General features: G+C 65.3%; 13 protein-coding genes and 1 pseudogene. 10 read left to right on the top strand and 4 right to left on the bottom strand.

Features of this window, described 5'->3' with window-relative positions; genetic code table 11:
- Positions 1-43: 43 nt before the first annotated feature.
- The 3 genes from Q9R30_RS07525 to Q9R30_RS07515 all read right to left on the bottom strand — a co-directional run bounded on the left by Q9R30_RS07525 (position 44) and on the right by Q9R30_RS07515 (position 2,211).
- Positions 44-688, bottom strand: a complete 645-nt coding sequence (locus Q9R30_RS07525; RefSeq protein WP_199775318.1) for a DUF4232 domain-containing protein — start codon at positions 686-688, stop codon at positions 44-46.
- Between the two features lie 99 nt (positions 689-787).
- On the bottom strand, positions 788-1,510 hold the full coding sequence (locus tag Q9R30_RS07520) for a YcnI family protein (protein ID WP_311217213.1): 723 nt from the start codon (positions 1,508-1,510) through the stop codon (positions 788-790).
- 80 nt (positions 1,511-1,590) lie between these two features.
- Positions 1,591-2,211, bottom strand: a complete 621-nt coding sequence (locus Q9R30_RS07515) for a hypothetical protein (protein WP_311217212.1) — start codon at positions 2,209-2,211, stop codon at positions 1,591-1,593.
- Positions 2,212-2,364: 153 nt separating this feature from the next.
- On the opposite strand from Q9R30_RS07515, the gene Q9R30_RS07510 reads away from it, so the two are divergent.
- Complete coding sequence (locus Q9R30_RS07510; protein WP_311217211.1) at positions 2,365-2,709, top strand: hypothetical protein; 345 nt, start codon at positions 2,365-2,367, stop codon at positions 2,707-2,709.
- A 13-nt stretch (positions 2,710-2,722) separates the two neighbouring features.
- On the opposite strand, the gene Q9R30_RS07505 is transcribed toward Q9R30_RS07510, so the two are convergent.
- Positions 2,723-3,775 carry a LacI family DNA-binding transcriptional regulator gene (locus Q9R30_RS07505; protein ID WP_104996768.1) on the bottom strand — a complete coding sequence of 351 codons (1,053 nt, stop codon included), beginning with the start codon at positions 3,773-3,775 and terminating at the stop codon, positions 2,723-2,725.
- Between the two features lie 203 nt (positions 3,776-3,978).
- Here Q9R30_RS07505 and Q9R30_RS07500 point away from each other — a divergent pair, with 203 nt between their 5' ends.
- The 9 genes and pseudogenes from Q9R30_RS07500 to Q9R30_RS07460 all read left to right on the top strand — a co-directional run.
- Positions 3,979-5,337 carry an ABC transporter substrate-binding protein gene (locus tag Q9R30_RS07500; protein WP_199775319.1) on the top strand — a complete coding sequence of 453 codons (1,359 nt, stop codon included), beginning with the start codon at positions 3,979-3,981 and terminating at the stop codon, positions 5,335-5,337.
- Positions 5,338-5,343: 6 nt separating this feature from the next.
- Positions 5,344-6,360 carry a carbohydrate ABC transporter permease gene (locus tag Q9R30_RS07495; RefSeq protein ID WP_104996769.1) on the top strand — a complete coding sequence of 339 codons (1,017 nt, stop codon included), beginning with the start codon at positions 5,344-5,346 and terminating at the stop codon, positions 6,358-6,360.
- Positions 6,357-7,280: a carbohydrate ABC transporter permease gene (locus Q9R30_RS07490; protein ID WP_311217210.1), complete on the top strand. Its 924-nt coding sequence runs from the start codon at positions 6,357-6,359 to the stop codon at positions 7,278-7,280. Before Q9R30_RS07495 ends, Q9R30_RS07490 begins: the two co-directional genes overlap by 4 nt.
- Before the next feature lie 2 nt (positions 7,281-7,282).
- The gene (locus Q9R30_RS07485; protein ID WP_104996771.1) at positions 7,283-8,131 is read left to right on the top strand and encodes a sugar phosphate isomerase/epimerase; all 849 of its coding nucleotides are present in this window, start codon (positions 7,283-7,285) and stop codon (positions 8,129-8,131) included.
- Complete coding sequence (locus Q9R30_RS07480) at positions 8,128-9,294, top strand: Gfo/Idh/MocA family oxidoreductase (protein WP_311217209.1); 1,167 nt, start codon at positions 8,128-8,130, stop codon at positions 9,292-9,294. Before Q9R30_RS07485 ends, Q9R30_RS07480 begins: the two co-directional genes overlap by 4 nt.
- 4 nt (positions 9,295-9,298) lie before the next feature.
- Positions 9,299-10,204, top strand: a complete 906-nt coding sequence (locus tag Q9R30_RS07475) for a TIM barrel protein (protein WP_311217208.1) — start codon at positions 9,299-9,301, stop codon at positions 10,202-10,204.
- A gap of 4 nt (positions 10,205-10,208) precedes the next feature.
- Positions 10,209-11,609: a glucuronate isomerase gene (gene uxaC / locus Q9R30_RS07470; RefSeq protein ID WP_311217207.1), complete on the top strand. Its 1,401-nt coding sequence runs from the start codon at positions 10,209-10,211 to the stop codon at positions 11,607-11,609.
- The gene (locus Q9R30_RS07465) at positions 11,606-13,081 is read left to right on the top strand and encodes a mannitol dehydrogenase family protein (protein WP_311217206.1); all 1,476 of its coding nucleotides are present in this window, start codon (positions 11,606-11,608) and stop codon (positions 13,079-13,081) included. The genes uxaC and Q9R30_RS07465 overlap by 4 nt, the downstream gene beginning before the upstream one ends.
- A 60-nt stretch (positions 13,082-13,141) precedes the next feature.
- Positions 13,142-13,294, top strand: a pseudogene (locus Q9R30_RS07460) (bifunctional D-altronate/D-mannonate dehydratase); the annotation flags it as partial.

Here is a 13,294-nt window from a genome sequence, read left to right as displayed (position 1 = left end):
CCGGACCGCCTGCGGTCATTCTTGGACCGTTTCCGGGGGAAGGTTAGGCCGGCTGGAACGGCCCGATGGTCAGCAGCGTGATTTCGGCATTGCTGCAGGCGCGCGTGGGCTGGGCCAGGAACAGGGATTCGGTTTCCTCGGGAGGGTAGATCCGGTAGCCAGCGGCGTCCACCATGGCGCAGTCCGGGTAGTTTCCGGCCTGGGTGTAGCGCAGCACGGCGGAGCCGGTCTGGCCGGGGGCCAGGAGGACGTCGGCCGGAGCAGTGGTTTCATCGCGCACGGCGGGCGCACCGATGGGGGCGCCGGCGCCATCGGCTGCCAGGGAGACGCCGGCAAAGCCCTGGAGGATGCACGGTTCTGCGCCGGTGTTGGTGAGGTTGAGCTTCATGTAGACGCTGCCGGCGGCGCCGCCCCCTGATGCATCGGTGGCAGCCGTAAGCCCGGCCGCCTTGCAGCGGGCAGGTGCCCCCGGCGGCGGGGTCTCTGAGCCGCTGGGCGTGCCTGCGGACGACGGCGGGGCAGGCGTCGTGGGAGCAGCGGACGTTGCATCCGGGCTGGCTGAGCTGGTGCCTGCCGGCGGAGGCGTCTGTGCCTGCGACTGGCCCGGACTGCAGGCACTGAGCATCAATGCCGCCGCCATGGCAGCCGTGGAAATGACCAACCCCTGGAAAATTCGCTGAGACCTCATGGCACCACCTTCGCCGCAGCCGGTGTCCGCGTCAACGACGCCACGAGGCAGTATGGCATTTTGATGCCCGGATCGTGATGATCCGGGCATCAAAGCGCCCTATTTGCTTCGTGCAGCGCTCCTGGCCAACGCCGTGCCGCCCAGCACCAGCCCGCCGGCCCCGGCCGCCAGGCCCGCCCAGCTGCGCGCGTCTGCACCGCCATCATCTGCACTTGCCACGGCACCGCCGTCGGAGACTGATGCGGCGTGTTCCGTCCCGTGGCCGGCGGCGCCGGTTGCCTCGGTGACGGTTACCGACGGCGCAGGAGCCTGCAGGGAGTGCACGTCCTGGCCCTCCTTCGCGATGTCGGACCAGTCGGTCTGCCCTGCCTCACAGGTCTGGAGGGTGGGAAAATACAGCGTTGTTCCCGCCGCGTCAGGGAGTTTCACGGAGAGGACCAGGGTGTCCCGGAACTGGTGCTCCAACGGTGACCTGGCTGTGTAGACAATCTGGCTGGTCCGCTTGGTGATGGCGGTGCCGTCGGCGAGCTTCCTTGGCTCGGCGAGCTGCTCGGTCACTTTCTCCACCGTCCAGTTGGGGTTGACCGTCGGCTGGGCATCGTTCAGCTCCGCAGGCAGCGTGATGGCCACCTTGGTGGTGCCCGATCCGTCGCAGCCGTGCGGGATCGCGAAGGTGAGCAGGGCATAGGAATTGGCCGAGGTTTTGTCCGGCGTTACGCCGACATGCGCCGCGGCACCGCCCGCGGCCGCCAGCAGGAGTACGGCAGCGCCCCCGGTTGCGGCGGAAGTTTGCAGGGCACGGCGAAGAAATGGGGTGTTCATGGGTTTGCCTTTCCGGCGCACACCGGAAACGGCCCGGGGTGCGTAAGTTTTGGAGCCCGCGCCGGCAGGATCCGGCAGGGTCAGGAGGAGAGCACGACGGCGGAAGGCGGGCCGCGGCGGCTGTCCTGCCGGAGGTTGCGCCACGGACGCAGCGGCACGGCGAAAGGCGCGAAAGAAGCCAAAGGCGCGGCGCCGTCGTCGCACGCGGCCGGCCGGGGGAGCGCCGTCAGGGGCCGAAGCCAGGCAGCAAGCGCCCACAGTGCATCCTCGCCCTTGGCGAGAAGGAGGGCGGACCCCAGTGTGGCCAGGGCGTGGGCCGCCAGCATCAGGGGCCCGGACGTTGCCGCGGCCCCGCCAATGTGGTCCAGCGGCAGCGCAACGGCTCCGGACAGGTGGCTGCCGTGAGCTGCGGTAGCGCCGGATTCGCCAGCGGCTGCGGGGATGCTGGAGGCAGCAAGGACCTCATGCAGTACCAGCTGCCCGGCACCCAGGAGCGCCACAACGGCGGGGAATCCCAGCCGCAGGCGGGTGGCCGTGGTGCTGCCGAGTGCAGTCAACGCCAGCACTGCCAGCATGACGATGGGCGCCGGCAGCGCGCCGCCGCCCGCCAGGTGTGCTCCGGCGGCAAGGGTCAGGATGGCAGCGGCCATGGCTGACGAGCGAAGGAAGTGGAAGGGAACGCGGGGACGGTGTGCATCCACGGTTGGTCCCCTTCCGGCCCTGAAGTCAGTCGTTCAGATTCTATCCGCCGCGGGCCGGGGCAGGGCCCGCTGCCCGAGCGGCGGCCATGTACCCCCTCTTCAGGGCCGGGTTAGACTGCCTGGGTAACCGTCGGCGATGTTGAGGAGAAGTTCATGGACTACACCGGAAGCCAGTCAGAAAAGGTTGTTCCCGCTGCTGAACTTGGCCGCAGCCACATCGGCCAGACCATCAGCTTCCAGCCCAACGAGTTCACCATCGTCTTTGGAAAGCTCGCGGGAATCGCCCGCACGGAAGCGATGGTCTACCTCTCCCTGAAGGGGGTCGGGAACGGCACGCACCTGAAGGATGAATACGACCTGCCGCTTACCCACGACGTTTATGTGCCCGTGGACGTCATCACGAACGCTGAGTCCACCATCAAGGACCTTTTCGGCAAGGTGCAGGAGAACCTGCGCGGAGCAGGCCACAAGGGCGAGGACAGGACGGACCGGCTGTAGCAGGCCGTCCGGATCAATCCCGCGCGGGCCCCGTGGATGCCCGCACCGTAAGGTGTGTGGGCATCACGGCAAGCTGACGGCTGGAGCGGCCCGGAACGGGATTCAGCTGGGAAAGCAGCATGGACACCGCCACCCGGCCGGCCTGCTCGATGGGGCTGGCAATGGTGGTCAGCGGGGGGTTGCAGAAATCCGCGCCGAAGATGTCGTCCGATCCGACGATGCTGATGTCCTCCGGTACGCGGATTCCGCGCTCACGAAGCCGTTGGAGCATTCCGATGGCAAGAAGGTCATTGAACACGATGCACGCCGTGGCGCCGGTGCGCACTGCCGCGTCCGCCGCGGCCGCGCCCGACGTGGTTTTGGGCGTGTAGGGGCCAATCCGGTGGGTCTCCATTCCGCGTTTGGATGATTCCTCCTCGAAGACTTTCCACCGTGCCCGGTTGGACCAGGATGTTGGCGGCCCGCTGACGTAGCAGACGCGGTGGTGGCCCAGGGACGCCAGGTGCTCCAGGGCCTGGATGATCGCCGAGGGCGTGTCGATGACCACTGTTGGAGCACTCGTGGACGCCCGGTTGATGGTCACCAGCGGCTGGGTCTCGGAGACCTCGGCCAGCTGCGCGTCGGTTAAACGCGAGGCTGCAAGGATGAATCCGTCAGCAGACCGCCGCATCTTGTGGAGCGCTTCAAGCTCCATTTCATTGGACTCCTCGGTATCCACGAGCAGCTGCGTGTACCCCGCAGCCTTGAGCTGGTGTTGGGTGCCGCGGATGATGTCGAAGTAGAACGGGTTGGTAATGTCCGGCACAACGACGGCGACGGCGTTCGTGCGCCCTGAGCTGAGCCCCTGTGCCTGTGAGCTGGGCACGTAGTTCAGCTGTGCGGCCGCTGCTTGGATCCGTTCCCTGGTGTGGCGATTAACCCGGTCGGGTTTGGAGAGGGCCCGCGAAACCGTTGATGTGGCCACGCCGGCGAGTTGGGCGACGTCCCGGATTGTTGGAAGTTTCTCCGCACCCGCGCGTCCCTCCGATGTCCCCTCAGCGCGTGCTCCCGGGGTTGGTGCAGTCATTGGCCCTGTCCTTTCGTGCCGAGAAGGCGCCCGGTCCTTCATCCGCGGTGGAGTGGCCGTACCTCAATGGAAACATCTTTTGGCAACTTTTGGCAACCGCTTGCCGCACGAGTTGCCAGCTCCCTAGACTGGGTTTCGAATCGCCTGCAGTGATGCGCGCCACTAGACGTTGTGGCCATGTGGGTGTCCAAGAGGAGAAAACAATGAGGTTTAAATCGTCTTCCGGGCTCGCGGCTATTGTTACGGCTGCGGCATTGGCATTGACCGGCTGCGGTGGCGGCTCCGGCACTACTGATTCATCCACCAGTTCGGACGGAAAGGTGGACGGAACGGGCAAGACCCTCAACGTCCTCGTCGGCGTGTTGAACCAGTACCCGGAACAGCAGAAGCAATGGCAGAGCGACATCGCGGCAAAGTTCAAGGCTGAAACCGGTGCCGACGTAAAGTTCGAGACCTTCGCCTCGGCCAACGACGAACTGACCCGCATCCAGACCTCCGTTGTCTCGGGCCAGGGCCCGGACATCTACGGACTGGGCACCACCTTCACGCCGACCGCCTATGCCACCAAGGCATTTGTGACCTTGTCCGACGACGACTGGAAGAAGGTGGGCGGCAAGGATCGGTTCAACAAGGCCGCCCTGGGGATCTCCGGGCCGGACGAGGAGCACCAGGCCGGCATTCCGTTCGTCAGCCGCCCCTTCGTGATGGCATACAACAAAGAACTGCTGGCCGCGGCCGGAATCGAGAAGCCGGCCACTTCGTGGGATGAGCTTGCGGAGCAGGCGAAGAAGATGACCAAGGACGGCACCTACGGCCTGGCCACCGGCTACAAGGACAACTTCGATCCCTGGAAGTTCATCTGGGCGATGTCCGTCCAGGCAGGCAACCCGATCGTGGACGGGAACAAGCTCAAGCTCGACGACCCCGCCGTCAAGAAGGCCTACGAAACCTACTTCGGCTGGCTGACCGAGGACAAGATCGTTGACCCGGCCTCCGTGGGCTGGAGCAACAGCAACGCCGTCGCGGCCTTTGCCAGCGGCAAGGCCGGTTACCTGATGATGACCACCTCAAGCTCCATTCCGACCCTTGAAAAGTCGGCCGTTGCGGGCAAGTACGAGTACGCCCTGATGCCTACGACGCCTCCGGGAGAGTCGAGCTCGAAGAACGAGGACGCAGCGAGCATCCTCTCCGGTGACAACCTGGTGGTAGCGGACTACTCGAAGCAAAAGGACCTGGCGTTCGCATACATCAAACTGGTCACCTCCAAAGAGGAGCAGTTGAACTACCAGAAGATCTTCGGCGACCTGCCGGCCAACGCAGAAGCACTGGAAGCACTGGCCGGAGATCCCAAACTCAAGGCCATCACGGACGCTGCCGCCAAGTCCAAGGCGACGCCGTTCACCGGCGCCTGGGGAGACATCCAGCTCGGCCTGCTGAACGTCACGGTCCAGTCCGTCCCGGACCTTGCTGCCGGCAAGGTGGACAGCGCTGCCCTTGAAGCACGGATCAAGGATTCCCAGAGCAAGGGCCAGGCCTCCTTGGACCGGGCCTCCAAAGGATAAGTTCTGATGTCAACTGACGCTTCCAACGAAGTCCGGCTTGCGGCGGAGTCCGCCGCAAGCCGGGCGGCACACTCCGCCGCTGACACCGCCGGCCACGAGCCAACCGGGCAGAAGAAGAGCCCGCGCCGCAGGGGCCTCAGCGAACGCAACCGCCCGCTGTGGATGCTGATCCCGGGCGGGGTCCTGATGATCATCATCATCGTTGTACCGCTTTTGCTGGGCATCTTCATGTCCACCCTCAACCTTGATCAGTACACCCTCCGCAAGTGGATCAGCTCGCCCTTCATCGGCGTCGAGAACTTCGTCGAAGCGCTGACGTCCTCACCCCTCCTCCACGCCACCTGGTTGAGCGTCAGCTACTCGCTGCTGGCAATGGTTGTGACCCTTCCGCTGGGCATAGCCGCCGCCGTCGCCACGCAGAACGCGTTCAAGGGGCGGGCCGTGATCCGGTCCGTCTTCCTGATCCCCTACGTGCTTCCGTCGTTCGTGGTGGCGACCGTCTGGCGCACCATGTTCCAGCCGGACGGCATCGTGGACAAGGCCCTGGGGACTGTCGGCATCGAGGCCGGCCTGTGGCTGAACGGGCCGCAGACCTTCTGGACGCTGGTCCTGGTCCAGATCTGGGCTTCCTGGCCCTTCATCTACCTGCTTGCACTCTCCGGGCTGCAGTCCGTGGACCATGAGGTCCATGAGGCCTCAGCCCTGGACGGCGCCCTTTGGTGGAACAAGCTGCGCTACGTCATTTTCCCCTACCTCAAGGGGCCGCTCTCCCTCGCTTTCCTGATCGGCATGCTGCACCACATCAACAACTTCACGCTTCCCTACGTCCTCTTCGGAGTTCCGGCCCCGGCCGACGTGGAAGTGCTGCCGATCCTTACGTATGTCACCAGCTTCCAAAGCTTCCGTTTCGGGCTGAGCGCTGCCATGGCTTTCGTTTCCCTGGTCCTGATCGCCATTCCGTTGTTTGTCTACCTGCGCGCCGTCAAGCTCGACGACGCCGAGTCACCTGGAGCCAAGAAATGAGCACCTCCACTGCCACCAGGCGGAGTCCGGCCACCGCGGACATTCCACGTCCGGGATCGAAGAAACAACACGAAGTCCTGCGGCTGCTTCCGGGGCCTTTGCTCACGATCATCCTCGTGTTCCTCGGTGCCCTCGTGCTGATCCCCGTGTTCTACATCTTCCTTGCGTCCGTGAACTCGGACATCGGAGTGGCCAACGGAGAGTTCTGGCCCTCAAGCTTCACCCTGGAGAACTACTCGAAGATCTGGACCAGCGTGGGACTGGCCACAGGGCTTGCCAACAGCGTCCTGGTGGCAGGCGCAACAGCTGTTGTTTCGGCAGCGTTGTCCGTCTCAACCGCGTTCGTCCTGGTCCGCTACAGCTTCCGGGGCCGCCTCACCATCCTGCGCGGCCTCCTTGCACTGCAGTCAGTGCCGGGAACCCTGATGGTGCTGCCGGTGTTCGTACTGTTCTCGTCAGCCGCCACCTACTTGGGCATCCAGGTCATCGGGACCCAGTGGGGACTCTTTGTCACCTACCTGACGTTCGCCATGCCGTTCTCCACGTGGGTCATGGTCACCTACCTGCGCGGGCTGCCCCGGGAACTCGAGGAGGCGGCCAAGATTGACGGCGCCAGCAACCTGGGTGTCCTGTTCAGGATCATCCTGCCGCTGAGCTGGCCGGGCATCGTGGTGTCCGGCATCTTCGCCTTCCTGCTGGGTTGGAACGACGTCCTGTTTGCCTCCGTCATGACCCGGCCGGAAAGCCAGACGGCGGCGGTGGCGCTGCAGGTCTTCGGTGCCTCCCAGGAAGGCGGCGCCATCCCGTTCTACGGCCAGATGATGGCTGCGGCGCTGGTATGTGCCGCTCCCGTGGTCATTCTTTACCTGATTTTCCAGCGTTATCTAGTGGGCGGACTTACCGCCGGAGGAGTTAAATAGCCATGGTTTCATCCACCCAGGTCTCGTGGGCCCTGTCCGGATTCGGCGACGAAATCGACGACGACCCCGTCGTGCAGATCGCAGTGCTGCAGGCACTGGGCGCCAACCACATCGAGGTGCGCAGCGCGTGGGGCACCAACATCGTGGACCTGTCCGATGACCAGCTCGCTGACCTTGCCGCGCTGCTCAAGGACAAGGGCATGCAGGTCTCCGCGATTGCCTCCCCGATCGGCAAGGTGGACGTCAGCCTCCCCGTGGAACACGAGGTGGAGCGCCTGCGGAGGGCCGCCAACGCGGCCAAAGTCCTGGGTGCAAAGTACATCCGGATCTTCTCCTTCTACTACGGCGAATCCGTTCCGGTGGACAGCATCCGTGATGCCGTCATCGAACGGATGAGGGCGCTCGCCGCCGTCGCCGAGGAGGCAGGCGTGGTCCTGCTGCACGAAAACGAAAAGGACATTTTCGGGGACGTTCCGGACCGCGTGCTGGACATCATCGAAAGCGTGGATTCACCGGCACTGAAAGTGGCCTGGGACGCGGCCAACTTCGTGCAGGTGGGCGTGAAGCCCTTTGACGAGGGCTACGCCAAGCTCCGCCCGCACCTGGAGTACCTCCAGGTCAAGGATGCCCTGTTCTCCAACGGACATGTGGTCCCGGCGGGGGAGGGCGACGGCGACGTCCTGCGCACCGTCGAAGCGCTCAAGGCTGACGGTTTCACCGGCTTCGCCTCCCTGGAGCCGCATCTTGCCGGCGCCCACGGCCTCGGTGGATTCTCCGGCCCCACAGCATTCGGTATTGCTGCCCGGGCCTTTGCAAAAGTCACAGCGGAAGCAGGAGTGCAGACAGTATGAGTGAGACGTTGAAGGTTGCCATCACGGGTTGCGGCGTCATTGGCCGGACCCATGCAGTTGCCCTGCAGGAGTTTCCCGGCGCCAGCATTGTGGCGCTGGTGGACGCGATCCCGGACGCCGCTGTTGCCCTTGCGGACTTCATCGAAAAGAGCGGACGCCCCAGGCCCTCTGTGCATGAGTCCATCGCAGATGCTTTTGCCGCGGAGGACATCGACCTGGTGGCGCTGGCCACCCCCAGCGGACTGCACATCCAGCAGGGCCTCGAGGTACTGGCTGCCGGCAAGCACGTTGTCATCGAAAAGCCCCTGGACGTGGACCTGAGCCGCGCCCAGGAGATTGAGGCGGCAGCGAATGAAGCCGCACGCCGCGGGGTGGTCGCTTCCGTCATCAGCCAGCACCGCTTTGACCAGGCCAGCGTTGCGGTTGCGGATGCCGTGGCAAAAGGCCGGTTCGGCCGGCTGACGTCCGCCATCGCCTCTGTCGCCTGGTGGCGCGGGCAGGGCTATTACGATTCCGGTGACTGGCGCGGCACTTGGGCAATGGACGGCGGTGGCGCCCTGATGAACCAGGGCGTCCACACGGTTGACCTGCTGCTGTGGTTCATGGGCCGCCCCGTGGAAATCCACGCGCACACGGCCCGCCTGGCACACGAACGCATCGAGGTGGAGGACACCGCCGTTGCAACCGTGACGTTCGAAAACGGCGGCCTGGCAGTACTGCATGCCACCACCGCCGCATACCCGGGCCTGACCGTGCGGGTCCAGCTGATGGGCTCGGAAGGCTCCGCAGTGGTGGACAACGACCGGCTGCACTACTTCCACTCCAAGGACGCCGGCGGCCCTTCCGCGGACATGGGGCTTCAGGGCGGCGGCAACCAGGCCCAGGAAGAACTGGCCAAGTACCCGGCAGAGGATTACGAGGCCAAGGACCCCACGGTGTACCCGGCCGGACACATCCGCCAGTACCGCGACATCCTCGGGGCCATCACCGAAGGCCGCCAGCCCGGGGTCACGGTGAGCGATGCCGTCAATGCCCTGGCCACCGTGCGTGCCGTCTATGTCTCCGCCACGCTCAACCAGGCAGTCCTCTTCGACGACGTCCTGGCCGGCAAGTACAACGACCTGGAGGTCCGCACGGGCTCCACTGCGGCAGAAAGCGCCTGAAGCGATGAAATTTTCAGTATTTACAGCCTCCACGCCGGACTGGACCCCGGAGGAAGCCGTGAACCACCTTTCGGGTCAGGGCTGGGACGGCATCGAGTGGCGGATCACTGACCAGTCGGAGGCGCCCGAGCCAGGTTTCTGGGCCGGCAACAAAGCGACGATCCCGCTGACCGGCCTCGAAGACAATCTTGGGCGGGTGGCAACAATCACCCGCGACGCCGGGCTGGAGTTCTCCGGAATCGGCGGCTATGCGCGGTGTGACAACCACGACGACGTCGAGCGGATGCTGGCGGCCACGGCCGCCTTGGGCGCGGGCCAGGTCCGCGTCACCACGCTTCCGCTGGGAACGGCGGCGTGGGGCAATGAAGGACCCAGCGGGATTCCTTATCCTGCCCTGTTTGAGGCAGCCCGCCGTGACTTCGAGTGGGTGGCTGAAAGAGCCGCCCACCATGGCGTCAAGGCGCTGGTGGAACTGCACCACCGCACCATCACCGCGTCCGCTTCCTCGGCGCGGCGCCTGCTGGAAGGCCTCGACCCCGCGCACGTGGGGGTCATCCACGACCTCGGAAACCTGCTGATCGAGGGCCAGGAAGACTACCTTCCCGCCTTCGAACTGCTGGGGGAATACCTGGCACACATCCATGTCAAGAACGCCGTGTGGGTCCGGCAGGACGCAACGGACGAATCTGGTGCCGCGGTGTTCAGCAACGAGTGGGCACCGCTGCAGTCCGGACAGGGAAGTGTCCTCGAATATTTCAGGGCGCTCGCTGCCCATGGCTACGACGGTTGGGTCACGGTGGAAGACTTCTCCACGGAGTTGCCCCTTGCCGAACGTACTGCCGGCAATCTTGACTACCTGCGGCGTACGGCGGCACTTGCCGGTCTCACCGCAGGGGCCGGGGCGCGTTGACGCCATGGTGCATTCAATAGCAGCCCACCCCGACCGGCTCCTGCCCGCAGAACCCGGCGTTCGGGAGATTGCCCGTTCGCTCTACAGCCTCGTGGCCGGCCTCCCGATCATCTCACCGCATGGACACGTTGATGCCGCCGTCATCGAACATAACCTGCCCTTTCCCGATCCCGCCGCGCTCCTGGTCACCCCGGACCACTATGTGACCCGCTTGATCCATGCCGGCGGCGTCCCGATGGACCAGTTGGGCCTTGGGGACTCCGCTGCAGGCTCCCGGCAGGTCTGGCGGAACTTCTGTGCCGCGTGGCCTGCCTTCGAAGGCACGGCCTCGGGATACTGGATCCGGCAGGAATTCGAGCACGTGTTCGGTTTGCATGAGGAGCCCACGGCCGAAAACGCCGACAGGATCTACGACGCGATCTCGGCCAAGCTTGCCGAACCAGGCTTCAGGCCCCGGCAGCTGTTCAAGGAATTCAACATCGAGGTGCTGGCCACCACCGACGATCCGTTGGACACGCTCGACAGCCACGCAGCCCTTGCCAAGGACCCGGCCTTCGCCAGCCGCGTCCTGCCCACTTTCAGGCCGGACCAGTACCTCAACATTGCCCATCCGGCCTGGCAGGACAATGTGGAGCGTCTCATTGCTGCCGGCGGAGGCGGTTCGGGATACACCGGCTACATCAGCGCGCTGGAAGCACGGCGGCGCCACTTCGTCGAGAACGGGGCGGTGTCCGCCGACCACGGCGTCCGAACGCCGGCCACCCTGAAGCTGGACCGGTCCGACGCGGAACGGCTGTTCGAGTCGGCGCGTGCGGGGAACGCGAGTCCGACGGACCGCGACGCTTTCGAAGCCCACATGATTTACGAGATGGCGCGGATGTCCGTGGAGGACGGGCTGGTCATGACCATCCACCCGGGTTCGTACCGCAACCACCACGGGCCGACGTTCGAATCATTTGGCGCGGACACCGGCCACGATATCCCGTTCGCGATCAACTACACCGAGGCCATCCGGCCCCTGCTCCAGGACTTCGGCACGGCCAAGGACTTCCACCTGGTGCTGTTTACCCTGGACGAGACCGTGTTCTCGCGGGAGCTGGCACCGCTGGCGGGGTTCTACCCGTCCGTCTACATCGGTGCCCCGTGGTGGTTCCTGGATGCGCCGGATGCGATGCTGCGGTTCCGCGCCGCCGTCACGGAAACCGCCGGTTTCTCACGCTCCTCGGGATTCATCGACGACACACGGGCTTTCTGCTCCATCCCGGCACGGCACGACACGTCACGCCGGATCGAGTCGGCCTTCCTGGCACGCCTGGTAGCCGAGCACCGCATCAGCGAAGAACGCGCCCGCGAACTGATCGTGGACATCGTTGATGGTTCGCCGAGGAGGGTCTTCAAGCTGTGACTATTGAACTGCCACCACAGCCAGGGTCCGCCGGGGGCCTTCCGCAGTTGAACCGCCACCTGCGCCAGTTGGCCAAGGCTCCAGTGCGGATCGTTCACCTGGGCCTGGGCGCCTTCCACCGCTCCCATCAGGCCTGGTACACCCAGCAGGCGTCCGATGCCCAGGATTGGGGCATCGCGGCCTTCACCGGCCGCCGCCCCGATGCCGCGCTGGCCCTCGCCGAACAGGACGGTCTGTTCACCTTGGTGGAACGTGCGGACGACGGCGACTCCTTTACCGTCATCGGCAGCATTGTGGATGCAGTGGACGGCGCTGACGTGCAGCGCCTGGCGGATCTGGTGGCGGCCCCCGGTACCGCCGTCATCACCCTGACGATCACTGAAGCCGCCTACGGCATCGGTTCCGACGGCCGGCTGGACCGCACCGCGCCCGACGTAGCCGCCGACCTTGTTTTGCTCTCGTCCGGCAAAGGCCAACCGACGACGCCGCTGGGCCGCCTCGTGTTCGCCCTCGCCGCCCGCCGGGCAGCTTCCGGGCAACCGCTCGCTGTGGTCTGCTGCGACAACCTCGCCAATAACGGCAGCATTGCGCACCATGCCGTAACGGGCATGGCCGAGGCCTGGGATGCGGACCTGGCCCGATGGATCGATGCCAACGTCAGCTTCGTCAGCACCTCGGTGGACCGGATAACACCGCGCACCACTGACGCCGACATTGCGGCCGTCCAGGCCGCCTGCGGGTATCGCGACACATCGCCGGTGGTGGCCGAGCCCTTCTCCAACTGGGTGCTCAGCGGGGACTTTCCCGCCGGGCGTCCGCACTGGGAAGATGCCGGCGCGGTGTTCGTGGACCACATCGAACCCTATGAGAACCGTAAACTCTGGCTCCTGAACGGTGCGCACTCACTGCTCGCCTACGCCGGCCAACTCCGCGGCCATACCACCGTCGCGGAGGCCTTGGCGGACCCGCGCTGCCTGCAGGCCGTGGAGAGCTTTTGGGACGAGGCGGAAACCAGCCTCACGGAACAGGAGGGTGACGGCGTAGACCTGCAGATCCCGGCCTACCGCGCGGCCCTGCTGGCGCGGTTCCGCAACGCCCGGATTGCCCACCACCTGGCGCAAATCGCAATGGACGGAAGCACCAAGCTCCGGATGCGTGCCGTCCCCGTTCTGCAGGCGGAGCGTGCCGCGGGGCGGTCGGGTTCAGCCGCGGCGCTGATGATCGCTGCATGGATGGACTACACGGCTGGCGGCACGGTCCAGGACCCGCTCGCCGGCGAGGTTGCCGCAGCCAACTCGCTCAGCGGCAGGGAGCGGATCCATGCCCTCCTGTCCTTGGTGGACCCTGCCCTCGCCCGGGACGGCGGCACAGTGGACCTGATCGAAGGCCTCTGCAACACCGTAAGCTCCGCCCCCGCGGAACCTGGCGCCGCGGAAGCTGTGGCCGTCCAACAGCCGGCCACCACCAACTAAGCCATTGCACTGCCAATCCACCAAGTACCGCTCCATCGATTAAGAAAGCCTGGATCTTTTGTGAAAATCATTGCTGCTGATGTGTTTGTGACCAGTCCCTCCCGTAATTTCGTGACGCTTCGGATTACTACGGAGGATGGTGTGACCGGTATTGGTGATGCGACGCTGAACGGGCGTGAGCTCGCCGTCGCCGCCTATCTCAAAGAACACGTG

Origin of the sequence: Arthrobacter sp. AB6 (genome assembly GCF_031844545.1) — a bacterium.
Classification (GTDB): domain Bacteria; phylum Actinomycetota; class Actinomycetes; order Actinomycetales; family Micrococcaceae; genus Arthrobacter.
The sequence above is the reverse complement of the archived record's forward strand: the minus strand, read 5'-3'. Positions and strand labels throughout refer to the sequence as shown.

Coding starts and splice junctions, on each gene's coding strand:
- Q9R30_RS07500 (WP_199775319.1), top strand. CDS start 3,979: ATGAGGTTTAAATCGTCTTCCGGGCTCGCGGCTATTGTTACGGCTGCG.
- uxaC (WP_311217207.1), top strand. CDS start 10,209: ATGGTGCATTCAATAGCAGCCCACCCCGACCGGCTCCTGCCCGCAGAA.
- Q9R30_RS07510 (WP_311217211.1), top strand. CDS start 2,365: ATGGACTACACCGGAAGCCAGTCAGAAAAGGTTGTTCCCGCTGCTGAA.
- Q9R30_RS07525 (WP_199775318.1), bottom strand. CDS start 688: ATGAGGTCTCAGCGAATTTTCCAGGGGTTGGTCATTTCCACGGCTGCC.
- Q9R30_RS07480 (WP_311217209.1), top strand. CDS start 8,128: ATGAGTGAGACGTTGAAGGTTGCCATCACGGGTTGCGGCGTCATTGGC.
- Q9R30_RS07505 (WP_104996768.1), bottom strand. CDS start 3,775: ATGACTGCACCAACCCCGGGAGCACGCGCTGAGGGGACATCGGAGGGA.
- Q9R30_RS07475 (WP_311217208.1), top strand. CDS start 9,299: ATGAAATTTTCAGTATTTACAGCCTCCACGCCGGACTGGACCCCGGAG.
- Q9R30_RS07495 (WP_104996769.1), top strand. CDS start 5,344: ATGTCAACTGACGCTTCCAACGAAGTCCGGCTTGCGGCGGAGTCCGCC.
- Q9R30_RS07485 (WP_104996771.1), top strand. CDS start 7,283: ATGGTTTCATCCACCCAGGTCTCGTGGGCCCTGTCCGGATTCGGCGAC.
- Q9R30_RS07520 (WP_311217213.1), bottom strand. CDS start 1,510: ATGAACACCCCATTTCTTCGCCGTGCCCTGCAAACTTCCGCCGCAACC.
- Q9R30_RS07490 (WP_311217210.1), top strand. CDS start 6,357: ATGAGCACCTCCACTGCCACCAGGCGGAGTCCGGCCACCGCGGACATT.